The sequence below is a fragment of the Flavobacterium rivuli WB 3.3-2 = DSM 21788 genome, assembly GCF_000378485.1.
Classification (GTDB): Bacteria; Bacteroidota; Bacteroidia; order Flavobacteriales; family Flavobacteriaceae; genus Flavobacterium; species Flavobacterium rivuli.
On sequence record NZ_KB899971.1, the window covers coordinates 312,219 to 335,601 of the forward strand.

Genomic DNA, 23,383 nt, shown 5'->3' on the forward strand with positions numbered 1-23,383 from the left:
CCCCTCTTGAGAGGGGTTGGGGGTGTGTTATTTACAGTCTCATTCAAAAAGTTCTTACTCCCCTCTCTAAAGGAGAGGGGAACTCGGATGGCTTACTTGAAAGGTTCTCAATTTTAAGGGGAAATCTACAAAATTAATGAATCGAGATTCCTCAATTTCGCTGCGCTGCATTCGGAATGACAATCAGATCCGCTCACTCAATTACATTAGATTATGAGTGTAGCTGGCTCCCCCTCTTGAGAGGGGTTGGGGGTGTGTTATTCATTTCTTTTGTCTTGAAACAAATGAAACAAAAATTCAAGGCTCTAACTTCTTATGCAACGAAGTTTAATGCCTTTAGCTTCACTCTAACCCGCTACTCAGTTGCATTAGATTATGAGTGAGGATGTGAGGACATCCTACATCCCTGCTTCCTGACAATTCTTCAAAAATACTTCAACAAAAACAAAACAACATGCCCATAGATTGCACAGGAATTTTAACTGCAGATATTCAGTTCGATTGTATTAACGCGCCCGTAGGCGGTATAGAGCAAAACGTAGTGCTCATAAATAAAGACGATATAGATCTTACAGCCACTACGCTGGGTACAGATAACAGGCTTCAGGTTACGCAAATTCAACTTAAGCCCGGCAAGACGGGTTACCAGCTTACAGGTGTTAAGCAAAGTAACGGCAAGGCGTGGGAACTGGTTAAAAAGGAAAACGCACCCGATAAGTTTAAGCACACCTTTAGCGGTGTGATATTTAACCCCAGCCTGGCCAACAAAACGCAGGCCGATAACCTTAGTAAAGGCGGTAAGTATATAGTAGTTATAGAGCAGGTATGGAAAGGTGGTGCCAACGCTGATGCTTTTGAGGTATTGGGTTACCACTCCGGCCTTGAGCTTACTACAATGACCAACAGCTCTAAGGAAAATGACAATATGATCATGTTCGAACTGGCATCTGCCGATGGTTTTGAGGAAACTACCATGCCTAAAACCTACTTTAAAGAAGCTGAGGCATACGGGATAAGGAAAGCGCTGTTCGACAATAATTTTATTGAAGCGTAACCTCCCCTTATGGATTTTACCACTATGGATATTGCCACCCTTACCCACTCTGTTACGGGTAAGGGTGTGCCATACCTGGAGGTGTTTCTTAAAGAATACACTTCCCTTTTTGGCGGGCCCGTTAACCCCGCCTGCCCTAAATGTTTAACGGCTTATTTAACCAACTATCAAAACCATTTTAATGCTATGCAAAACACCTGCGATTACAAACTACACAAAAAATTCGAAAACATCCCGTTGCAGTTTGGCTCGCCCATACTGGTTAACAATAGCAACATTACTAACGAGTATGCCGAAATACTGCTGCAACAGCCTAATGGACTGCGATTTTTTGCAGAGATACCATCGGCAGGCGACCCATTTGATGGTTCGTTCATGCTTGCAGACGAAAGTCCGGTTCCTGAAGAAGAGAAAGATGAGTCAACATCTGATTTAGTTGGCGAAGTACCGCTTGAAGGAAGTGATGATATTGATATTTATTATACTGACCAACCCTAATGAGGACTCTTTTAATAGACGTATGGAAAAGGCTAACACCCTGGAGCAAAAGCGCCGATGTGTATGCCAATGATACCGATAATGCATACCCTGAACGTATGGACAGGTTAGTTAACAACAGCGTTACCGCAAAGAGTGCGGCATCAATAATGGTGCAGTATCTCATCGGGAAAGGGTACGGTACGGATGCCGACAGCATTATAATCAACAAAGAAAAAAACCTGAAGCTGATAGATTTTGCCGATGATGTAGCCGATGACCTTGTAAAACAGCGCGGTGTGTTCATTCACATAAACTGGAATGCCCTGTACCAAATTGCCGATTGCAGTGTGGTGCCGTATGAGTGGTGCCGTATAGGTAAAAAAGACAGCAACGACTATGCCGGCAAAATTGCCATAAGCAAAGAATGGCTTAAGCCAAAGCGCAGTGACATAGAGCTTGTAGACGTTTACAATCCACGCAAAGCGGTAATAGAGGCACAGGTAGAAAAGGCAGGCGGCTGGGAACATTACAAAGGCCAGATCCTGTTCATCAACATGGACACGAAGCTTATCTATCCGCTGTCGCGTATTGATCCGGTTTCCGAAGATTGCGATAGCGAGGCACAGGCATCCATCTACAAAAACAAGCTTTTAAGAAAAGGCTTTTTTGGCAATACGCTGGTAGTTACACGTCCGCTCGTGGGCGAAGGCCTCGAACCCGGAAGTACTGCACTGACTGAAGCCGAAAGTGAACGGGAGCGTTTTCAGCAGGCTATAAAAGACAGCCTTGGTGCACAAAATACGGGTGGAGTGCTGTGCCTTGAAATGGATTTTGCCGGAGAAAAACTGGACGATGCCATATTGATAAAACAGATAGAAAGCAAGATAGACGACAAACTGTTTAACTATACCGAAACCAGCGTGCGCGAAAATATACTGGTGGCTTTTAACAACCTTCCGGCAGGGCTGATAAAGACCAACGATTCGGCGTTATTTGGCAATTCGGGCGAGGCCATCCGCGAAATGAAACGCACCTATTGGGAAAACACAAGCAAGGAGCGCAGCCTTTTAACATCGGTTATCAATCAATTATTGGAGCGGTCGCAAGACTACGCGAGCCTTATTGTAGAACCCTTAAAACTGATAGACGATGCAACCCCTGATAACCCGTAGCGACATTGCCCGCTACAAGCAAATATCTAAAACGCCGTATGATGACAAGCTGCACGAGCAAATACTCGATGCGCAGCTGCTGGACCTTCAGCCGCTTATTGGTGAAAGCTTTTTCAACAAAATACTTTCTGCACCGGAAGATTACAGCGAACTTTTGGAAGGCTGCGTTTACGAGCATGATGGCATAAGCTATACCAATTACGGGTTGAGCATGGTGCTTACCTACTTTGCTTATGCTCGGTACATGATGTTCTCTGGTGTTATAGACACCCCATTCTCTGTAGTCGAAAAACTAAGCGACAACAGCAGGCCTGTAGAGGCATCGGCAAAAAAAACGCTGTATACCCTTAACCGGGAAGCAGCAGTGCAGGTGTGGGAAAACGTGAAGAACTACCTTATGCGCACCGTGCACCCTGATTTTAAAACCTGCAAAACAAAGCAGGGCGGATTTCGATTTAAAAAAATAGGCTAATGAATATTATATCAACCGTAAACGACAAACGCTTTTCTATAAACAACATACAGTATCTTAAAAATTATGTTACCGAGGTACATGGTAATAAGATTGAAATATTTAACTGCTACGAACGGCACGATGTACTTTTAGAGTTAACGCATTACAGCAACTTTATGGTAGATGGCGTGCGGTACCCTAATGTGGTAGAACTACAGGCAGCATTACTCCCGGTACTGTATTCTCGTAATAACCTTGGTGGGGATAGTCCCGATATCGACCAGGATAATATCGAAATTGTACATTATATAAGGAGCGCATCGGCCTTGCCGGAAAGTATATTGGCACAGATAAACAGCCTTGAAATATATACGCTTGATGCGAAGCAGAGCCTGTGGTTTATCGTTTCTGTACCGGGTGCGCCAGGATTAAACGGAAGGATTACAAACCCGGATGTTTACAAATACAAAATGATTAACTATGGCAAAGGTACTTATGGGCAGGATGCTTTTCAGTTAGCCATGACCGATATAGAACTGGTTTATGCAGCCCAGGCAACAGTGCAGGACATTAAGGCACATGCTAATACACAGATTATTAATTATGGGGCTATTACAACAAGTATTGCTTCGTGGGTACAGGTACATAACCCTGCTTTTATTATACCGGCACCTGCAAATGCATATACCATTTTTAACGGAACTATACATGGTATTGCTATAACCTACTTGTGGGTAGGCACCGCAGGAACAAACGGCGCAGGTGGCAGGCTTACATCAACATCAGATTTTTTGGCTATCGCCGAGACAGTAGTTACTACAGAGCAGGATAATATAGACATTAAAAAAAGCTTTTTTTTACGTGGTACATTCGACAGCTTAACGATAATAAACACCATAAATAATTTACCCCCATATATAGTAAACGATAATCAATCTGTATGGTTTATAGCCAGGGAACTCACATTCTTAGAAGTTGGATTAGAAGTAGCAATACCTCACAGGAACACAAACCCATTTGTATATAAATATAAAATGCTTAACATGGGCAAGGGCATTTACGGCTTGGGGCAAACGCAGTTAAGATCGTCTGATATTGAATTGGTTTATAGCAATGAGGCATCCTCAAACGACCTTGAAACTGCTATAGAAACAGATATAGTTCTGTTTACACTTGCTACAGGGCAAACCATAAGTCAGTGGCTTAATACACAAATTACGGCTATAGCAATACAGCCACAAGAAGAAGGTTATACTATATTTAAAAGTACAGGCACAGACAACAAATCGTATTTATGGATAGGTAACACAGGTACGTATGGCAGCGGAAGAACACAATCTATAGATGATAATTTCCAGTTGCTTAATGAGGCAATTACACCTGTAAACCAGGATAACATAGATATTAAAAAGTCGTTTACCATACCTAATAATTACACAACTGCCAGCATTGTTTCGGCAATAAACAACCTTCGTGCCTTTGAGGTAAAAGAGACGCAATCGGTTTGGTTTATAGGCCGCCAGCAAATAATAATACAAATACCGGATGGTCCCGGACTCGAACTGCCAGTACGATTTTTAGGTCCGTTGATCCTTAAATATAAAATGCTCAACAAAGGCAAAGGCTGGTATGGGCAGGGGGGTATTGCCGTAACTGCATCTGACATTGAACTGGTTTACACAAACGAAGCCTCTTTAGAGGACCTGGAGTCGGGCGCAGAAACCCAGATCATTACATTTAGCTTAAATCAGAATCAGACAGTAAGCGAGTGGCTGAATGTACAAAGTCCGGATAAAACCATCCAGCCACAGGAAGAGGGCTATACAATTTTTAAAGGCACGGTAAATAACGAAGAACTATCGTATTTGTGGATTGGTTCAGCAGGAAGATACGGCACAGGGAGGCTGCAAAGCAATGAAAACGACTTTCAGTTATTGAATGATGTAGCCCCTTCCCCATTTGTTCCCGGCTATGCACAGGTGCTTAGTCAAAACAACAGAACGTTGCAATATGCCGTGCATATTCATGAAGATACTGATGCTACAACTGCCTATGGGGCAAATATAAAGCATACGACTATTAATGGGGAATCAGTCTCTATAGATTTTGAAATGCCTACAGCTACTGTGCGTTATAACATTCCGGCAAAGCAGGCCAATGATGTTTTTGCGATGGTAAGCGATGTGCATAAACCGGTTAAAGTAATTATGGCATCAACAACTGGTTTTGATGGTGGGATTTACACCTTACAGCCTGAAGACAAAAATAAATGGCTGTTGTTTAAAATCCTAACCGATTTTACTATAAAAGTCCCGGATGGTGTGTTTGCAGCAAATACTCTCATTGAGGGCGAAACTGCAGATATTGGCCAGGCAACTTTTACAGGCGGTAGCGTAACGCTTAATCACGGTACTTCTGAAAACCCAAAAACAGCTGAAAAGAACAGTGTATTTGGATTGAAGTTCAGGTCGGCGACAGAGGTTTCATTATATGGTAAACTCGAATTAAGATAATTATGGGAGCAATTTTAGCAAGCAGGATGAGGCAGCGGTTGCTGCCTTTTACCTCTACATGGAAAACAGATAATATAAGTACTGGGAGTACTGCCGAGAACCAAATTAAGCTTCCACTATATGATGGCGGCATTTATGATTTTAAGGTTGACTGGGGAGATGGGACATCATCACGAATTATTTCCTTTAATCAGGAGGAGGTAACGCATAACTATTCAGCAGCAGGAACATATATTATAACTATAAAAGGTATACTAATTGGATTTAGATTTAACAATCAGGGAGACAGGCTTAAATTATTAAATGTACACCAATGGGGGTGCCTGCGCATAGGTAACATGGCTCGTATTTTTTATGGTTGTGCTAACTTAGACCTAATCGATGTAAGCGATGTACTAAATTTAAAAGGTGTTACTGATTTAAATTATATGTTTGCTCGCTGCAGCTCATTAGCTAAAGTTAACCTAATATCAGACTGGGATGTTAGCACAATTACAAATATGAGCACAATGTTCTGGCAATGTTCAGTTTTTAATAGTCCACTTAATGGGTGGGATACCAGTAATGTTACTGACATGACCAGTATGTTTAATAGTGCTCTATTTTTCAATCAAAACATAAATGACTGGGATGTTAGTAATGTTATAATAATGTTAGCTGTTTTTAGTAATGCATCTTCTTTTAATCAGCCCATAAATAGTTGGAATACAGGTCTAGCAACAAATATGTCAAATATGTTTACAGGTGCATCTTCATTTAATCAGCCTTTAAACAGCTGGGATGTTAGTAAAGTAACCAATATGCAATCCATGTTTTATATTGCGCCCACCTTTAATCAGCCACTGAATAATTGGGATACCAGTAATGTAACAGATATGGCTCAGATGTTTTGCCGAGCAACAGCCTTTAACCAGCCTTTAAACAATTGGAATACCGGCAAAGTTACTAATATGACCAACATGTTTCGGCTTGCTGCTGGTCTTACAGGATTATTTAATCAGGATATATCGTCGTGGGATACCGGCAATGTAACAAATATGTTTTACATGTTTGCCTATAATTCTGTTTTCAACCAGCCATTAAATAACTGGAATGTATCTAAAGTAACAATCATGGATTCGGTATTCAGGCAAAATTTTGCTTTTAACCAGCCATTAGATAATTGGGATACCAAAAATGTAATAAATATGGATGGTATGTTTATTGATGCTAAAGCCTTTAACCAGCCCGTTAATTCATGGAACCTTAGTAATGTTACTTCTATGATAGCAATGTTTCAAAACGCTATAGCATTCAATCAAAATATAGCAGCCTGGGATGTTTCAAAAGTCAACAATTTTACAAATTTTATGTCTGGAAAAACATTATCTGACTATTCTGCTTCAAATTATAACGCATTACTTAATAGTTGGGCTTCACAAAATGTCCTTACAAATAAGTCTATTAATTTTGGCACTATAAAGTACACAGCTGCAGGACAACCCGGCCGTGATTTTTTAACTGCCACAAAAAGATGGAATATTATCGACGGAGGATTATCCACACAATAATTGCGTTCAAAAGTGAAATTTATTCAATCATTAACTGTTTTGCTGTTTGCATTTTTGATACCCGTACAGGGCATACTCATAGCGGTTGGGGCAGCCATAGCCATACATACAGTAACCGGTATTTATAAATCGGTAAGATTGCGGCAATCCTTTATAAGCCGCCGCTTTGCCGATGTTATCCTTAAAATGTTTGTATATGAACTGGTAATACTCATGTTGTTCAGCATCGACTATTTCCTGCTTTCAGAGTTTTTTTGCCTGTGGTTCTCCGTTAATTATTTTTTTACCAAAGCCTGCGCAATGGTGCTCATTTTTACCGAGATGGTTTCTATTAAAGAAAATATAGAACAGGCTCACGGTATTAATATCCTTAAACAATTACGCGAAGCTTTAAAACGTACTAAAGACTTGAAAGATTATGTATTTGACCTGACTAAAAATTCCTGATGGATAACCTAACTTTAACCCGCATAAATTACATGCATCCCGCTGTAAGGCAGGAAGTACTTACTGCTTATAAACACATTAATAACACACTTTTTGGAAAGAATATCCGGTTAAGGTTTACACATACATTACGCACTTTTAATGAGCAGGATACTCTTTATGCTATAGGGCGCACTAAACCTGGTAAAAAAGTAACAAATGCAAGAGCAGGGCAATCTGCGCATAATTACGGATTAGCTTTTGATATCGCCATACTTATTGATAAAAATGGCGATGGCATTTTTGAAACTGCTTCATGGAATACCACGAGCGATGATGATAAAGATGGCACACCCGACTGGACAGAAGCAGTTAACTATCTTAAAAAAGTGGGCTGGGCATGGGGCGGCGAATGGAGATCTTTTCCAGATTATCCGCATTTTGAGAAGACTTTTGGCCACAGCTGGAAGTCGCTTCAGGCAAAATATAATGTAGGAGATGTATTTAGCGAGGTTATTAATGGTATGACTTACAAATGGGTTAACTTATGAGAAAATACATTTACCCCACGGCCATGATTATATTACTGCTGACGCTTATATTTTCTATTGAACGATGCCAGTTTTATAACCAAAATGCCAATGCTAATTTTAAGGCTTTAACCGATAGTATTACGTATTTTACGAATCGGTTAGGTACGCAATCGGCAAGTATTAAAACACTTGAAATAGAAAAATCACTATTAAATCAAAATCTATTAGCGAAGGACAAACAACTCGCAACCTTAACTCAGGAATTTAGCGAGGTTAAAAGTATTATAAGATACAGCCAGACCACAAAATACGATACAATAACTATAACATATAAAGACACAATATCGTGCATTTTTAGCAGGTTTGGCAAAGTAAAGACCAAATGGTACAGGTTTAATTATACCACAAATAATAAAGGGATTACTATAGACAGCTTAACAATAAACAATCAGGCAACTGCAATAACCGGTTTTAAGCGTTCCTGGTTTTTAGGTAAACAAACTTTAACTACTACAGTTACAAATACTAACCCAAATATAACCATAACATCCTTAACATCGGCTCAGGTTATTGTACCTAACCCATGGTATAAAAGGTGGTATGTATGGCTGGGCGCAGGCGTTATAGGTGGAATGTTAACACGATAAAGATAACCTTACTCAAAAACCTCACGAAGCACATCGAGCGACTTTGGCCTGCGAAAACCATGAAGGTGAAAAGCATAATAATCTAAAATTATTTTTAACAACGCCTGCCTTTCTGTAACATGAAAGGCTTTGGTGCTGTTATCAAACTTTAAATCTATAAGCCTGCGCAGTAAGGCCGTTTCGTGGGCATTAAGGCAGCTTATAGACTGATAGGCAACAAATACGCCTTCGGTCATTTCAAAATAAGGATGTTCGTGTTCCGAATTATCAGGATAAAAACCAAGGAACTTGGTTAATTCTATAAGTAGAATGAGATGAAAGTTAACAACCTCGTCATGGCTATCCAGCCAAAGCAACGCTGTTTCAAGAAAATTGTACAGACTTTGGTTTTGCTCTTCCTCTTTAATACAATTATGAAGCATTTCCGACACAAATAGGGCAATGCTGGTTTTAAGCATATTTGTATTTACCGAGAGGTAAGGAAAAGCCAATCTTACTTCTTTAAAATACTCCAGTGTACCTTTATTTTTATGGGTAGCCTCCATATCTAAAATTGTAAGCGGCCGGAAATAAATAGTTTTCTGGCTGCTTTTTTTAGATGAAAAAGCATCGCGCACATAATACGATTTTAGTCCGTCGCTTTCTGTAAAGCATTTTACCACCAGGCTTTTTTCCTGATAACGCAACGCACTAAGTACTATGGCTTTTGTTTTTACAAGCAACTTTTCTAATTTATGAATTACGAATGATGAAAATTACTTCCCTGTTGTCTTAGCAAGTGAAGCTAAATCTGAAATCCACCTTCTGAAATCTTAAATACTTTATCGAACGACCATAACTTTTTTAACCTTGGTAAGCGATGCATCTTCAGATGATATAAAGATCATGTACACGCCACTTGCTACTTTATATTTACCAAAGGCACGGGTATCCCATAGTATGGTTCCCCCTTCGGATGTTGTTTCGTATACAAGATTACCCTCAATATCAGTAATTTTTACGGTAGCCCTGTTTACAAGGCCGCTTATTTTTACGTCTCCTTCAAAACCGGGACGGACAGGGTTAGGGTATACATACACATTACTAAGATCGTCTTCCGCCTCTGTAGATGTACCCTTGTAAGATACCAAACCCTTATCTGTAGCAAAATATACCTCTCCGGTACTATTGTCTATCTCAATATCGTTTATATTATTACTGGGCAGCGGCGAATTATCTTTAGTAAAATGAAAAAGGGTGCTTTGCCCATCGGGCGATACTAAAAATGCACCTGCTCCGGCCGTGCCTATCCATTTATTGTTAGATCCGTCTGTCTTAATATCAATAATACTCTGCTCGTTCATAAGTTCTACCGGCACACCATCTTCAAGAAAAACAATGTTAGTGGCCTCAAGTGTATTCTCTGTCATAAAACGGTCGGCATACAAGGTGCGCAATCCACTTGTTGTGCCTATCCATAAACGGTTACTGTTATCAATTTCTACACACTTTACATACGTGCTTTCAAGCCCGCTTTCTGCATTTACCACAATAAACTTGTTGTTAAGTGCTTCATTAAACCCTACAAGCCCTTCTGCAACGGTAGGCAGCCATTTTGTGCCATTCCTGTCTATAAGCATTTTGCCATAAGAAGTAGTTTTCAGGTTGGGTAAAACATCTACGAGAGAATACTCTGTCCACCCGCCACCCGGAGAAAGCACTTTTAGCGGTTTCTCTACGTGGGCGTTAGTCATCCACAGGTTATTATTCCTGTCAAACGTACCACCATTTATACGCACACTTGTGTAGGGAATAGTACCTGTATAATCCTGTACGGTTTGCAGCTTTGTATTGTTAGGGGTTACATTATTGTAAAGAGTAGTTGGTACATTATCTATTAGTTTTAGCAGGCCGGAATGACCCGAATTAAGGTATACCTCTTTCTCGTTGTTAGGATTAATACTAATATCTGAAATAGACTCGAATGGCCCAAAAACTGCAAGGTCATCATAGGGTATATTCTTCCAGCCTTCGTTTGTGAGCTTACTAACACCATACCTTTTATTATCGGGCGTATAAAAAGTGTTGTAGCCCCCAAAAACTGCCCACAGGAAATTGCGTGATTTTTTTATAGAAAAAACATTATCGCGCAAAGGCCCATCCGGTGTTATGTTTACAAAAGGTGCCGAAAAATTCATAGGTACACTAAACACCCCGCGCTCTGCAGTACCTATATAAAATGTTTGCCCCACAATAGTAGCACAGGTATACGTAATATCTTCCAGTTCGCCGGGTATGGCATTTATTTGCAATTGCTGCAGAAACTGGCTGTTGTAAACGATAGTTTTTGTGGCGCAGGTAGCTATCATAAAACCGCTGCTTTCCCTTAAATCTGTTGCGGCAGAGGGAAGCCTGCCAAAAGTAACAAGATTATCACCCTGCACACGATGTATAGTACCATCGTTATCTATAGCAAAAAGGCCGGTGCCATAGGTAAGTATACCCGTCCAGTAGGTACCGCCAAACTGTGGTTGCCACTGGTTAAAGTCGTTAAGGTTAGGGTTAGCAAGCAGGGCACGGCGAATGCCAAACCCCTCATAAGTAGCAGCATAAATATAACCATTGTAAATGGTAGCCTGCCTCACGGCTACCTCTGCACCGTTAGGCCCCAGGTAAAAGGTATCGCCAAACTCTAATGTGGCAAGGTTAAACTCTACAATACCAAAATCGGTAGAGAGGTAAGCAATACCATTATATTCGTATATGTGGTTTATTTTCTTTTTTGTGGCCACAACAGTGGTTTCCTGTACAATGGCATTTTTAGATACTATACTGTTATTGGCATTAATAATAACCAGCAGGCCGTTGCTGCTGCCCACAAGTGTTTTGTTGTAAGTGGCGCTATAGTATATGGCCGATATAGTTTCGGTTTTAAGCCCGTCTACAGATGTTATTGTTTTAAGCTCGCCGCTTATATTATTTTGAGAAAACATGGCATTTTGGCTCGCAGCAAAAAGCCTGCTGCCCGACTGGGCAAGGTCTACCACATTAGTATATGAAAAGTAGCTGCCCCATTGCTGGTTGCCTTGTGCATTGCCGTTAAGGCAAAGGAGTAAAAAAAATAAGGGGAGAAAATGTTTCATCGGCATTATTTGCGCAAATATAGTTAAAACGCATTTATTGCAATTTTTGTATGCCATGTATAAAAATAAAATAGCAAATAAGAAAACGCTGCTGATTAATTGCGGTAGTGTCTAAAGTTTTTACCACATAGATATGTAGGCTATAGTATAACAAGAAGCTTTGCTTTTAGCATAGTTTGCATAGCAATACTATGTAGTAAGCGCAGCGCACCTATCAAGCCTTTAACACACCGTAAAACCTATGTTTCTATGTGGTAAAAATAAATGAAAGTAAAACTTTATTTTGTTAAGCAGTTATTTATATCGTCTTGTTTACCAGTGTAGCACTGGCCTGTGCCGTAGGCAATACTAAAAGGTCGGCAATGTTAACATGGTATGGCCGGCTGATAACAAAGTGGATAATATCTGCAATATCCTCTGCTTTAAGCGGCTCAAATCCCACATAAACACTCTCTGCCCTTTCGCGGTCGCCTTTAAAGCGCACTTCGCTAAACTCGGTATCTACCATACCCGGGTTTATAGCACCTACACGAATGCCGTACTGGTTAAGGTCCATGCGCATGCCCTGGTTTATAGCATCTACCGCATGCTTAGTAGCGCAGTACACATTACCATTGGTATACACCTCTTTACCGGCTATAGAGCCTATGTTAATAATGTGGCCACTCCTGCGTGCTACCATTCCCGGTATAACTTCTTTACTTACGTACAGCAGGCCTTTTATATTTATGTCTATCATGGCGTCCCAGTCTTCCTCGTCGCCATTTTCTATAGGGTCCAGGCCGTGGGCATTGCCTGCGTTATTTATAAGTACATCTATATGGGCAAAATCCGGCGGCAGGGAGGCGATAGATTTTTTTACCTCCTTTTTTTTACGCACATCAAAGTTTAAGGTGTGCACATCGGTAAGTGCCGAGAACTCGTCCTGCAGTTCGGCCAGCCTGTCTTCACGCCTTCCGCATATTATAAGCCTGAATTTATTTTTAGCTAAAAAACGTGCCGTAGCCCTGCCTATGCCACTTGTTGCGCCTGTTATGAGTACTGTCTTCATTATTTATTTCAGATTTCAGATTGTAGATTTCAGATTTCTCTTTCGCCCACAAAATTGTATTTTGATTTTTTGTTATTTGATGATTGCCAGCTATTTCGTTTTCGGCAACTATATTTCGGGCATAAAATTAAACAAAAGGCTTGTTTATTAAGTCATGCATAGTAAAATAAATGTAAAACCTCCTGCCGTTTTGCAGATACCTTTATTATAATACGTAAATTGAGCGAAATTATAGCAAACCCGCAGGGTTTGGCATTATTTTATGCTATAATTTTTAACAGTTTTATACTTTATTTAAAATACTTTCGTTGTAAAACAGCCCTTACAAGGGCTTTTGCTATGAATTGCCAAAACGTTAATAAAAAAATGTACTATTACACAGTTACTTACAAATTCAACACTATCATTAACAACACGTTAACAGGTAATGCAAATTTTTCGGCAATGAATTTGCAATATGAAAAAAGCTTACTAAATTCACACTCCAAATTTTAATATACTATGGAAGATAATACTGCCGCTTTAGACATAAGGGCTATCAACGAAAAAATAGAAAGGGAAAGCGCCTTTGTAGACCTGCTCGTAATGGAAATGAACAAGGTTATTGTAGGCCAAAAGTACATGATAGAGCGACTGCTTATAGGCCTTTTAGGCCAGGGGCACATACTGCTTGAGGGTGTACCGGGACTTGCAAAAACACTTGCCATTAATACATTATCGCAGGCAGTGGCAGGCAGCTTTAGCCGTATACAGTTTACACCCGATCTATTACCGGCAGACGTTGTGGGTACCATGATATACAACGTTAAGCAAAACGAATTTACCATAAAAAAAGGGCCAATATTTGCAAACTTTGTCCTTGCCGATGAGATTAACAGGGCTCCGGCTAAAGTACAATCGGCTTTGCTTGAGGCCATGCAGGAAAAGCAGGTAACCATAGGCGAAGAAACCTTTAAGCTGCAAAAGCCATTCCTTGTAATGGCAACCATGAACCCGGTAGAGCAGGAAGGTACCTACCCGTTACCGGAAGCCCAGGTAGACCGTTTTATGCTTAAGGCTGTTATTGATTATCCTAAAATGGAAGACGAACGCCTTGTAGTGCGTGCCAACCTTAAAGGCGCTTTCGAAACCGTAAATCAGGTAGTGTCCGTAGACCAGATATTAAGGGCACAGGCCGCTGTGCGCGAGGTGTATATGGACGAGAAAATAGAGAAGTACATTCTTGATATTATTTTCGCTACCCGTTACCCTGAAAAATACAAGCTTGAAAAACTAAAACCGCTTATAAGCTTTGGTTCATCGCCCAGGGGAAGCATCAACCTTGCTACCGCTGCTAAGTGTTATGCATTCATTAAACGCAGGGGTTATGTAATTCCCGAAGATGTTCGCGCTGTAGTACATGATGTATTGCGCCACCGTATAGGTATAACGTATGAGGCCGAAGCAGAGAACGTAACATCTATAGACATTATTAATAAAATAGTAAACGAGATAGAGGTTCCATAAATTAGTTTTTTTGGTTTCAGGTTTAAAGTTTAAAGTTGCTCCCCGTGTGGCATTCGTACCGGCAGTAATTTAAACGATGTACTTGTTCGTACAGAACAGGCAAAAACATGAAACCTTAAACTTTAAACAAAAATTCATGGATACAAAAGATATAATAAAGAAGGTTCGTAAAATAGAGATAAAAACCAAAAGGCTGAGCAATCATATCTTTTCGGGAGAATATCATTCGTCGTTCAAGGGCCGTGGTATGACCTTTAGCGAGGTGCGCCAGTACCAGTTTGGCGACGACGTTAGGGCTATCGACTGGAATGTTACCGCGCGTTACAACGAGCCTTACATTAAGGTGTTTGAAGAGGAGCGCGAACTTACCATGATGCTGATGGTAGACATTAGCGGCAGCGAAAGTTTTGGTACGCAAAATTCCTTTAAAAAAGATATTGTTACAGAGATTGCCGCTACCATGGCATTCTCGGCTACGCAAAATAACGATAAGATAGGCCTTATACTGTTTTCAGATCAGATAGAGCTTTACATACCACCCAAAAAAGGAAAATCGCATGTACTGCGCATTATCCGCGAGCTGGTAGAGTTTGAGCCTAAAAGTAAAAAGACCGATATTACCGTGGCACTTAAGTTTATTGCCGGTGTACTTAAAAAGAGGGCCATCGTATTTTTGATATCCGATTTTATGTCGGCAGATTTTGAGCATACCCTTAAGATAGCTGCCAAGAAACACGATATAACCGGAGTTCGCGTGTATGACCCCCGCGAGGAAAAAATGCCCGACATAGGCCTTGTTAACATGGCCGATGCCGAGACCGGCGAAACCCTGTTAGTGAATACCGGTTCTAAAAGTGTGCGCCTGCAGTATGAAAAATACTATCAGGAGCGTGTAAAATATTTTAAGGAAACCTTTAGCCGCTGCGGTGCAGGGTCGCTAAGCACCCGTGTAGACGAGTCCTATGTAACTAAACTGCTGGGCTATTTTAAAGCCAGGGCGTAAGGTACATGCAGACATAAGATGGAACAGACACGAATTTCACTTATTCTCCGAATAAATTGGTGAAAATTTGTGGGATTAGTGTAAGAGCTATACTGAGTCAGCAGTGTTGACGAAATGGTTTTAAGATTTTTACGGTTAATAACTGTATAGTATGTTGCAACAGATGGCTTACATTTTTGTAGTAAGCCTGTCATTTATAAGCATAAAGGCTAATAAATTATAAATAGATAATGATCATTAAAAAATTATATGTCCTGCTGTTTTGCTTTGCCGCTGTTACTGCCTTTGGGCAGCAAAAGCCGCTGCAAACCAGTTTAGACAGCACTAAAATAAAGATAGGCAGCCAGGCCAAGCTTACGCTTAAAGCCACGGTAGATACCGCTGCCAAAGTAAGTTTCCCTACCGGAAAAAACTTTGGCCAGCTAGAGGTTATCAATTCCTACCCTATAGATACCATTCGCAAAGGGGCAATTTATGAGCTGGTTAAAAAGTACGGGCTTACCCAGTTCGACTCCGGCCGCTATGTAATTCCGCGCCTCCCTGTGGTTATCAATAATAAAACCATACAAACAGACTCTCTTGCGGTAGAGGTGTACAACATTAAGGTAGACACACTTAAGCAAAAAATGTTTGATATTAAGCCGGTTGTAGAAGCTAAGAGCGACAACACCTGGTGGTATATCCTGTTAGGTTTAGTATTGCTTGCAGCAGCAGGCTTTGGCGCATGGTGGTATTTTTTAAAGAACAGGAAACCAAAAGAAAAGGCCAAACCTGTTGTTATAAAAACGCCTATAGAAATTGCTACAGCACAATTGCAGGACCTTGAAAAGAAAGAGCTTTTACAACAGGGTGCCGTTAAAGAATACTATAGCGAAATGGCCGACATTGCCCGTACCTATATAGAAGAGGCAATACACATACCGGCTATGGAAAGCACTACAGGCGAACTTATTGAGGCCATGCGTAGTGCGGTACAGCGCAAAAAAATGAGCCTGCGCCCCGAAACTTTTGAGCAGTTGGAACAGGTGCTTCGCAATGCCGACCTTGTAAAGTTTGCCAAGAGCAAGCCGCTTGATTTTGAAATTGCCGAAGACCGTACCCGTATAGAAAAAACCATTGTAGTTATAGACCGCAACATCCCTGAGGAAACTCCGGAGGATGATACCCATACCCAGCTTTGGCTGGAAGCCCAGCGCAAAAAGAAAGAGAAGAAACGTAAAAACATGATCATTGCCGGGTCTATAAGCCTGTTTGTAGCCCTGCTTATACTTCTTGGCTTTACCGTGGGCATGGATTATTTAAGGGATAACTACATAGGCCACAACACTAAAGAGCTTGTAGATGGCGAATGGGTAAGGAGCGAATATGGAAGCCCAGGCGTTACTGTAGAAACTCCACGCGTACTTAAGCGTATAAATGTAGAGGCTACCGTCCCTAAAGAAACTATGGCACTCCTTAAAGAGATGAGCACGTTTGGCTACGGTTCGTTAAACGAGAATTTTTACATAGAAGTATCTACCCTTAGCTATAAACAGGAAACAGAGGTAGACCTTAATAAAGTACTCGATGGTGCAGCTAAACTGTGGGAAGCCCGCGGAGCATCTAACATATTGCTTAAAACCGAAGATTTTGCTACAGAGAAAGGTATTACCGGTATGCGCTCGTATGGTAACATGACCCTGCCCGACCCTATTACCAAAACTCCTGTACGTGCTTACTACGAGCTGTATGTGTTTAAGCAACAGGGCGGCCTGCAGCAGGTTATGGTACAGTACCGCGAGGGCGACCAGTATGGCATGCAGATACTGGAGCGCATAAAAAATTCGATAGAACTAAGAACCCTGAACCAGCAATAACATGAAAGACGTAACATTTTTACATCCGGGGTTCTTTTGGCTTTTTGCACTGCTTCCGCTGGCTATAGGCTGGTACATCTGGAAGCGTAAAAAACAAACCGCCACGCTTACTATAAGTACACTAAACGGGTTTAAGGCGGCCCCATCTGTTTTGGCAAAGCTAAAACCGGTGCTGTTTGTTTTCCGCCTTCTGGCGTTAAGCCTTATAATTGTAGCCATGGCAAGGCCAAGAACGGTAGATGTTAACAATAAAATAAGCTCTACAAAAGGTATAGATATTGTAATGGCTATGGACGTATCAGGCTCTATGCTGGCGCGCGACCTTAAGCCTAACCGCCTTGATGCCCTTAAAAAGGTAGCGGCAGAGTTTGTAGATAACCGCCCTAACGACCGTATAGGCCTGGTAGTATACGCTGGGGAAGCCTATACAAAAACGCCCGTAACGAGCGATAAAGAACTGGTTAAGCAGGCTATAAAATCGGTTAGGTATGACGACTCTGTGCTGCAGGATGGTACAGGCATAGGCGTAGGCCTTGCCACTGCCGTTAACCGCCTTAAAGACAGCAAGGCAAAAAGCCGCATTATTATATTGCTTACAGATGGTGTAAACAACTCCGGTTTTGTAGACCCACGAATGGGTGCCGCTATGGCTAAAGAGTATGGTATAAAAGTATATACCATAGGTATAGGTACTAATGGTAAGGCAGAGTTTCCTTATGCTAAAAAACCCGACGGCTCTTTTGTATACCAGATGATGGATGTAAAAATAGACCAGGACCTTATGAAAGAGATTGCCAAAACAACCGATGGCACCTACTTTAGGGCAACCAGCAACAACAAGCTGAAGGAAATTTATGACCAGATAAACAAACTGGAAACAACCGAAATAGAGGAACAAAAGTTTTATAATTACGACGAAAAATTCCGCCCGTGGGTATGGGCAGCTTTTGGGCTGCTGCTTGCCGAAGCGGTGGCACGAAGAACACTTTACAAAAGTTTTATATAACTATGGACTACGAGTTAGACGAATCGAAATATTTATACCTGCTGTTCATCATCCCCGTGCTGGTGCTGGTATTCCTGTACAACCTGTACTGGAAACGTAAAAAGCAGCGTGAATTTGGCAATCCGGAGCTGGTTAAAAAATTAAGCCCGGATCGCTCTACTTTTAAATCAACTTTAAAGCTAATCTTGATTTCACTGGCGTTTGCCGGTATTGTCTTAGCATTGGTTAACCCTAAAATAGGTACGGCAACAGAGACTGTAAAACGCGAAGGCGTAGATATTGTTTTTGCCATAGACGTATCTAAAAGTATGCTTGCCGAAGATGTGCAGCCAAGCAGGCTGGGCAAAGCCAAGCAGATAGTATCGCAAATAATAAACAGTTTGGGCAGCGACAGGATAGGTATTGTGGGCTATGCAGGCAGCGCTTACCCGGTACTGCCCATAACTACAGATTACAGCGTGGCCAAGATGTTTTTGCAAAGCGTAAATACCGATATGGTAAGCTCTCAGGGTACCGCCATAAGCGATGCCATACAGCTTGCCGGTACGTTTTACGATAATCCTAAAACCAGTAAAGTACTTATACTGATATCTGACGGGGAAGACCACGGCGAAGGCAGCCAGGAGGCAGCAGCCGAGGCTAAGAAAAAAGGCATCAGGATAATTACAATTGGCGTGGGTACAGAGAAAGGCGGGCCTATACCACTAAGAGACAGTAACGGCCGCGTAACGGGTTATAAAAAAGACAATCAGGGCGAAACTGTAATTACCAAGCTATACCCGGATGCGCTTAAAACCCTTGCAGCAAACAAAAATGGTTATATATACGGCAATAGCACTAAAGAGGTTACTGATTACCTTAAAAATACATTGCAGAATATAGAGAAAACCGAATTTGAATCGAAAGAGGTGGCGTTGTATGAATCGCAGTTCCAATGGTTTTTAGGAGCGGCATTTGTACTGTTTTTCCTGGAGATATTCCTGCTGGAACGCAAAACAAAATGGATTAAAAAACTAAACCTGTTTAACGAAAAAGAATAATGAAAAAAGTACTAACATATAGCCTTATGCTGTGTGCCGCGCTGGCTTTTTCGCAGGAAAAGAAACCCGAAAAAGATACCAGCCTGCCGCTGGGCAACAAACAATATGATAAAAAGGAGTATGCAGATGCCGAGGCTAACTACCGCATATCTAACTCTAAAGATGCCACAAAAGCAGTAGCTACTTATAATCTTGGCAATGCCATTTACCGCCAAAAGAAACCGGCAGAGGCACTATGGGCATACTCTAAAGCGGTTGAGGTAGCTAAAGACAAACCTCAAAAACACCTTGCTTACCATAACATGGGCAACGCCCTTATGGAGCAAAAAAATTATCAGGCTGCGGTAGAGGCATATAAAAACGCACTGCGCAACAACCCTGCCGATGACCAAACGCGTTATAACTTTGCCCTGGCTAAAAAAATGCTGAAAGACAATCCGCCACCGCCGCCTAAAAAAGACGACAAAAAGGATAAGGATAAAGACAAGGACAAAGATAAAAAGGACGACAAGAACCAGAAGCCGGAAGATAAAAAAGGCGACAACAAAGATAAGGATAAAGATAAGGGCGACCAGAAAGACAATAAGGACAAAGGCGACCAAAAGGATAAGCAAAACGACGGTAAGGATAAAAAAGACCAGGGTGAGCCTAAACCGCAACCTGCCAGCCCAAGCAAGCAGCGCATGGAAAACATGCTGGATGCCATGAACAACGAGGAGAAAAAAGTACAGGACAAGCTTAATGCTAAAAAAGTACAGGGCCAGCCTCAAAAACAGGAAAAAGACTGGTAGTTTTGTTAATTTGGTGATTCGTCGATTTGGTAATTTGAAAATTTGTGGCTTAGATTTATTGAGTTTACGGAACTAAGACAATGAAGAAGTATATTTTAATAGTTTTTTTACTGCTATCGCTACAGGGGCTTTTTGCACAGCAGCCTCCTGTAGAATTTAAAGCTACACCCAGCCGCACCAAAATAGGTGTTAATGAGCGGGTGCGCGTAGAGTTTAGCATGAACCAGGATGGCGATAATTTTGTGCCACCCACGTTTCAGGGCTTTACAGCATCGGGTCCCGGCCAAATGATAAGCAACTCGTGGGTTAACGGGGTGCGCAGCTTTAATAAAAGTTACACCTATGTGCTTTTGCCCAAGGCTAAAGGTACATTTACCGTGGGGCAGGCAACTATAGAGATAGGCGGTAAAACGTATAAGTCGTCGCCTTTTAAAATAGAGGTGGGCGAAGCCGTGGCAAACCCTAACCCACAGCCTGCTCCATCTTACAACCCCTATAACCCTTACCAAAGGCAGCAACAACAGCAACAGCAGGAACGCGACCAGCAAATGGCGCAAAAGCCGGGAGATGGCATTCATCTTGTTGCCGAGATTGCCAATACCAGCCCTTATGTTAACCAGCCGGTTAACGTGGTGTATAAACTTTATGTGAGCAACAACAGCAGCGTGACCAACTTTTTTGAGAAAGAGAGTCCGCAGTATAATGACTTCTGGAGTCAGAATGAACTGGTAGACGGCCAGCACATGAAGGTAGAGCAGGGAACCTTTAAAGGCGAACCTTACCGTTATGTAATATTGCGCAAAACAGTACTGTACCCGCAAAAAAGCGGCAGGCTCGAACTGGAGCCTCTGGTAGTAGAATTAAATACCGAGATCTTTACCGGAAGGCGCGATATGTATGGCAGGCCAGAGATGCAGCCTGCAAAAACGCAGGTTACCACAGGCAAAAAATATATTACCGTTAGGCCATTGCCTGAAGCGGGTAAACCGGAATCGTTTACAGGTGCGGTGGGCGACTTCGACTTTAAAGTTATACCGGGCAAGACTACGCTAAAAGCGGGAGAATCGTTACAGTTAACAGTGACTGTATCGGGCAAGGGTAACCTTAAACTGTTTAACCTGCCTAAACCTGTAGTGCCTGATGCACTCGAAATGTATGACCCGGAACATAAGGAAAATGTAAAGACTCCGCTAACGGGTATGACAGGCAGCATATCAGACTTATATACTATTGTGCCTAATAAAAAAGGTAAATACCCTATTAAGCCATTGTCGTTTTCATGGTTTGACCTCAGCACAGGCAAGTATAAAACGGTAACATCGCCCGAGATTATGGTAAACGTGCTTAGCGTACCCGAAAATGCTGCAATTGCAAACAATAAAAAACTGGCTAAGCAAACACCGGGTATGAATGAAACATTTAGACCTGTAATGCTTAAAACATCGCTTAAAGCCGTAGACCGCGAAGATTTTTTTGGTTCTGCGCTGTACTATATCCTACTGTTCCTGCCGTTAATTTTCGTTCCGGTTATTGTATTGGCCAAAAAGAAAAAGGATGCCTACGACAGCGATGTTACCGGCAACAAAATAAGGCAAAACAACAAGCTGGCACGTAAGTATTTATCGGATGCCAAAAAACAACTGGGTAACAAAGAGCCATTTTACCTTGCGCTGGAAAAAGCGTTGCACAATTTCCTTAAGGCAAGGCTTAATATAGAAACTGCCGAGCTGAGCCGCGATAATGTAAGGGAACTTTTACTATCCCGCAACGCCAAACCGGAAACGGTTAATGAGTTTAGTACAATTATGGATAGCTGCGAGTTTGCAAGGTATGCGCCATCATCGGGCACGGCAATGCAGCAGGATTATGATAATGCGGTTAAGGTTATAACTGATTTATCTAAGCAGATATAGATAGAGGCTCAGAGGCTTAGGTTCTTAGATGCTTAGAGCTTATGCAAGGTTTTACAACCTTTAGTTGAGTAAATGAAGAACAGTAGCTCCGGAGGAGCGTCATGTCTATAGAAATTTTAGCGAGAGGGTAATAAAGCTTCGGAGAAGCGGCACCAAAAAGAAACATGCCGCTTCTCTGAAGCTCAAAAAATGTTTACTTATTAAAACTATAGACATGTCGTCCCTCCGGGACTTCTAATACTCATTAATCGTTCGTCTGAACACTTAATTTTTTTAAAAACCATGCAGGTTGGTCACTGGTTAACGAAGTATAGAAAATGAAAAAGTTATTATATATAGTATTGCTATTAGTTACAACACAGGCCGCTTTTGCACAGTCGTTTGATAAAGGCAACGAACTGTACCGCAAAGGCGATTATGCCGGTGCCGCACAGCAATACGAAGGTGTGCTTAAACAAAAACAGGAATCGTCTGAATTGTATTTTAACCTGGGCAATGCCTACTATAAGCTGGATAATGTGGCGCCCGCCATATTTAATTATGAAAAGGCACTACAGCTTAATCCCGGCAATAAAGATACCGAGGTAAACCTTAGCCATGCCCAAAAACTGGTTATAGACGATATTAAGCAAGCACCAAAAGTAGGCCTCTCTAAAATGCTTTATGGCATTACCGGTACGTACCATTACAACACATGGGCGTGGGTGGCAGTATCGTTTTCAGGATTTTTTATATTGTTGTTTTTAGGTTATTACCTGGTGGGTACTACCCTGCTTAAACGTATATTTTTTACAGGTATGTGTTTAGCTGTTTTATGCAGCCTGTTTAGTATACTTGCTGCGGCATTTGTGCGCTCGCAGGAGGCCGGGCAAAATCCGGCGATTGTATATGCCGAGGTGGTGTCCATTAAGTCAGAACCATCTGCTTCTGCAAAAGATGCCTTTATACTGCATGAAGGCACTAAAGTAAATATTAAGGAAACCGTTGGTAACTGGAGCAAGGTTGTATTGGCCGATGATAGTGTGGGATGGGTTGAGAAGGATGCGATAAGGGCGTTGAAGTAATTGGTTTACAGATTAGAATTCTCCCTACTGTAAAATATACATCTTTAATTATCTCACCTCTTTTGTCTTGAAACAAAAGAAGCAATCCCGATAGCTATCGGAACAAGGCTCTAACTTTTTATGCTACAGAGTTTAAGACCTTCTCTTCACTCGGATATGTTTACTCATAATTGAAAAAATTAAGAGATAACATAAAGCCTGA

General features: G+C 41.5%; 20 protein-coding genes and 1 pseudogene. 18 read left to right on the top strand and 3 right to left on the bottom strand.

Annotated elements, in window-relative coordinates:
* Nucleotides 1-454: 454 nt before the first annotated feature.
* From F565_RS0114505 to F565_RS0114545, 9 genes are read left to right on the top strand one after another with little or no spacing between them, the layout of a single operon-like run.
* A complete protein-coding gene (locus tag F565_RS0114505; RefSeq protein ID WP_020213963.1) occupies nt 455-1,054 on the top strand; it encodes a hypothetical protein in 600 nt (199 codons plus the stop codon).
* 9 nt (nt 1,055-1,063) lie between these two features.
* The gene (locus F565_RS0114510) at nt 1,064-1,552 is read left to right on the top strand and encodes a hypothetical protein (protein WP_020213964.1); all 489 of its coding nucleotides are present in this window, start codon (nt 1,064-1,066) and stop codon (nt 1,550-1,552) included.
* Nucleotides 1,552-2,706, top strand: coding sequence for a hypothetical protein (locus tag F565_RS0114515; protein ID WP_020213965.1), 1,155 nt, complete (start codon nt 1,552-1,554; stop codon nt 2,704-2,706). The genes F565_RS0114510 and F565_RS0114515 overlap by 1 nt, the downstream gene beginning before the upstream one ends.
* On the top strand, nt 2,684-3,178 hold the full coding sequence (locus F565_RS22890; RefSeq protein WP_035642705.1) for a DUF6712 family protein: 495 nt from the start codon (nt 2,684-2,686) through the stop codon (nt 3,176-3,178). Before F565_RS0114515 ends, F565_RS22890 begins: the two co-directional genes overlap by 23 nt.
* Nucleotides 3,178-5,673, top strand: a complete 2,496-nt coding sequence (locus tag F565_RS0114525) for a hypothetical protein (protein WP_020213967.1) — start codon at nt 3,178-3,180, stop codon at nt 5,671-5,673. The genes F565_RS22890 and F565_RS0114525 overlap by 1 nt, the downstream gene beginning before the upstream one ends.
* Before the next feature lie 2 nt (nt 5,674-5,675).
* Nucleotides 5,676-7,223, top strand: a complete 1,548-nt coding sequence (locus F565_RS22435) for a BspA family leucine-rich repeat surface protein (RefSeq protein WP_020213968.1) — start codon at nt 5,676-5,678, stop codon at nt 7,221-7,223.
* A gap of 12 nt (nt 7,224-7,235) precedes the next feature.
* Nucleotides 7,236-7,670, top strand: a complete 435-nt coding sequence (locus F565_RS0114535) for a phage holin family protein (RefSeq protein WP_169336031.1) — start codon at nt 7,236-7,238, stop codon at nt 7,668-7,670.
* Entirely contained in the window at nt 7,670-8,200 is a 531-nt protein-coding gene (locus tag F565_RS21710; protein WP_020213970.1) for a M15 family metallopeptidase, read from the top strand. The genes F565_RS0114535 and F565_RS21710 overlap by 1 nt, the downstream gene beginning before the upstream one ends.
* Nucleotides 8,197-8,829: a DUF6549 family protein gene (locus tag F565_RS0114545; RefSeq protein WP_154652619.1), complete on the top strand. Its 633-nt coding sequence runs from the start codon at nt 8,197-8,199 to the stop codon at nt 8,827-8,829. The genes F565_RS21710 and F565_RS0114545 overlap by 4 nt, the downstream gene beginning before the upstream one ends.
* An 8-nt stretch (nt 8,830-8,837) precedes the next feature.
* Here F565_RS0114545 and recO read toward each other — a convergent pair whose 3' ends face one another.
* The 3 genes from recO to F565_RS0114560 form a co-directional block, all read right to left on the bottom strand.
* Nucleotides 8,838-9,551, bottom strand: a complete 714-nt coding sequence (recO, locus tag F565_RS0114550; RefSeq protein ID WP_020213972.1) for a DNA repair protein RecO — start codon at nt 9,549-9,551, stop codon at nt 8,838-8,840.
* Nucleotides 9,552-9,650: 99 nt separating this feature from the next.
* A complete protein-coding gene (gene porZ / locus F565_RS0114555) occupies nt 9,651-11,951 on the bottom strand; it encodes a type IX secretion system anionic LPS delivery protein PorZ (RefSeq protein ID WP_026300068.1) in 2,301 nt (766 codons plus the stop codon).
* A gap of 298 nt (nt 11,952-12,249) precedes the next feature.
* A complete protein-coding gene (locus tag F565_RS0114560) occupies nt 12,250-13,005 on the bottom strand; it encodes an SDR family NAD(P)-dependent oxidoreductase (RefSeq protein ID WP_026300069.1) in 756 nt (251 codons plus the stop codon).
* Nucleotides 13,006-13,503: 498 nt separating this feature from the next.
* On the opposite strand from F565_RS0114560, the gene F565_RS0114570 reads away from it, so the two are divergent.
* The 9 genes and pseudogenes from F565_RS0114570 (at nt 13,504) to F565_RS23430 (ending at nt 23,181) form a co-directional block, all read left to right on the top strand.
* Nucleotides 13,504-14,508 (top strand): AAA family ATPase, encoded by a 1,005-nt coding sequence (locus tag F565_RS0114570; RefSeq protein ID WP_020213976.1) that lies wholly within the window; start codon nt 13,504-13,506, stop codon nt 14,506-14,508.
* Between the two features lie 136 nt (nt 14,509-14,644).
* Nucleotides 14,645-15,511 carry a DUF58 domain-containing protein gene (locus tag F565_RS0114575; protein ID WP_026300070.1) on the top strand — a complete coding sequence of 289 codons (867 nt, stop codon included), beginning with the start codon at nt 14,645-14,647 and terminating at the stop codon, nt 15,509-15,511.
* Between the two features lie 230 nt (nt 15,512-15,741).
* Nucleotides 15,742-17,367, top strand: coding sequence for a hypothetical protein (locus F565_RS0114580; protein ID WP_020213978.1), 1,626 nt, complete (start codon nt 15,742-15,744; stop codon nt 17,365-17,367).
* A gap of 1 nt (nt 17,368) precedes the next feature.
* On the top strand, nt 17,369-18,373 hold the full coding sequence (locus F565_RS0114585; RefSeq protein ID WP_020213979.1) for a vWA domain-containing protein: 1,005 nt from the start codon (nt 17,369-17,371) through the stop codon (nt 18,371-18,373).
* A 2-nt stretch (nt 18,374-18,375) separates the two neighbouring features.
* The gene (locus tag F565_RS0114590; RefSeq protein ID WP_020213980.1) at nt 18,376-19,413 is read left to right on the top strand and encodes a vWA domain-containing protein; all 1,038 of its coding nucleotides are present in this window, start codon (nt 18,376-18,378) and stop codon (nt 19,411-19,413) included.
* Nucleotides 19,413-20,204, top strand: a complete 792-nt coding sequence (locus tag F565_RS0114595; RefSeq protein ID WP_020213981.1) for a tetratricopeptide repeat protein — start codon at nt 19,413-19,415, stop codon at nt 20,202-20,204. Before F565_RS0114590 ends, F565_RS0114595 begins: the two co-directional genes overlap by 1 nt.
* An 80-nt stretch (nt 20,205-20,284) precedes the next feature.
* Complete coding sequence (locus tag F565_RS0114600; protein WP_020213982.1) at nt 20,285-22,117, top strand: BatD family protein; 1,833 nt, start codon at nt 20,285-20,287, stop codon at nt 22,115-22,117.
* A gap of 317 nt (nt 22,118-22,434) precedes the next feature.
* Nucleotides 22,435-22,677 (top strand): annotated as a pseudogene (locus F565_RS23425) (tetratricopeptide repeat protein); the annotation flags it as partial.
* A 237-nt stretch (nt 22,678-22,914) separates the two neighbouring features.
* A complete protein-coding gene (locus F565_RS23430; RefSeq protein ID WP_394363195.1) occupies nt 22,915-23,181 on the top strand; it encodes an SH3 domain-containing protein in 267 nt (88 codons plus the stop codon).
* Nucleotides 23,182-23,383: the final 202 nt, after the last annotated feature.

Excerpts from the sequence above, each read along its gene's own strand:
- F565_RS0114505 (WP_020213963.1), top strand. The coding sequence starts at position 455 with ATGCCCATAGATTGCACAGGAATTTTAACTGCAGATATTCAGTTCGAT.
- F565_RS0114510 (WP_020213964.1), top strand. The coding sequence starts at position 1,064 with ATGGATTTTACCACTATGGATATTGCCACCCTTACCCACTCTGTTACG.
- F565_RS0114515 (WP_020213965.1), top strand. The coding sequence starts at position 1,552 with ATGAGGACTCTTTTAATAGACGTATGGAAAAGGCTAACACCCTGGAGC.
- F565_RS22890 (WP_035642705.1), top strand. The coding sequence starts at position 2,684 with ATGCAACCCCTGATAACCCGTAGCGACATTGCCCGCTACAAGCAAATA.
- F565_RS0114525 (WP_020213967.1), top strand. The coding sequence starts at position 3,178 with ATGAATATTATATCAACCGTAAACGACAAACGCTTTTCTATAAACAAC.
- F565_RS22435 (WP_020213968.1), top strand. The coding sequence starts at position 5,676 with ATGGGAGCAATTTTAGCAAGCAGGATGAGGCAGCGGTTGCTGCCTTTT.
- F565_RS21710 (WP_020213970.1), top strand. The coding sequence starts at position 7,670 with ATGGATAACCTAACTTTAACCCGCATAAATTACATGCATCCCGCTGTA.
- F565_RS0114545 (WP_154652619.1), top strand. The coding sequence starts at position 8,197 with ATGAGAAAATACATTTACCCCACGGCCATGATTATATTACTGCTGACG.
- porZ (WP_026300068.1), bottom strand. The coding sequence starts at position 11,951 with ATGAAACATTTTCTCCCCTTATTTTTTTTACTCCTTTGCCTTAACGGC.
- F565_RS0114570 (WP_020213976.1), top strand. The coding sequence starts at position 13,504 with ATGGAAGATAATACTGCCGCTTTAGACATAAGGGCTATCAACGAAAAA.
- F565_RS0114575 (WP_026300070.1), top strand. The coding sequence starts at position 14,645 with ATGGATACAAAAGATATAATAAAGAAGGTTCGTAAAATAGAGATAAAA.
- F565_RS0114580 (WP_020213978.1), top strand. The coding sequence starts at position 15,742 with ATGATCATTAAAAAATTATATGTCCTGCTGTTTTGCTTTGCCGCTGTT.
- F565_RS0114585 (WP_020213979.1), top strand. The coding sequence starts at position 17,369 with ATGAAAGACGTAACATTTTTACATCCGGGGTTCTTTTGGCTTTTTGCA.
- F565_RS0114590 (WP_020213980.1), top strand. The coding sequence starts at position 18,376 with ATGGACTACGAGTTAGACGAATCGAAATATTTATACCTGCTGTTCATC.
- F565_RS0114595 (WP_020213981.1), top strand. The coding sequence starts at position 19,413 with ATGAAAAAAGTACTAACATATAGCCTTATGCTGTGTGCCGCGCTGGCT.
- F565_RS0114600 (WP_020213982.1), top strand. The coding sequence starts at position 20,285 with ATGAAGAAGTATATTTTAATAGTTTTTTTACTGCTATCGCTACAGGGG.
- F565_RS23430 (WP_394363195.1), top strand. The coding sequence starts at position 22,915 with ATGTGTTTAGCTGTTTTATGCAGCCTGTTTAGTATACTTGCTGCGGCA.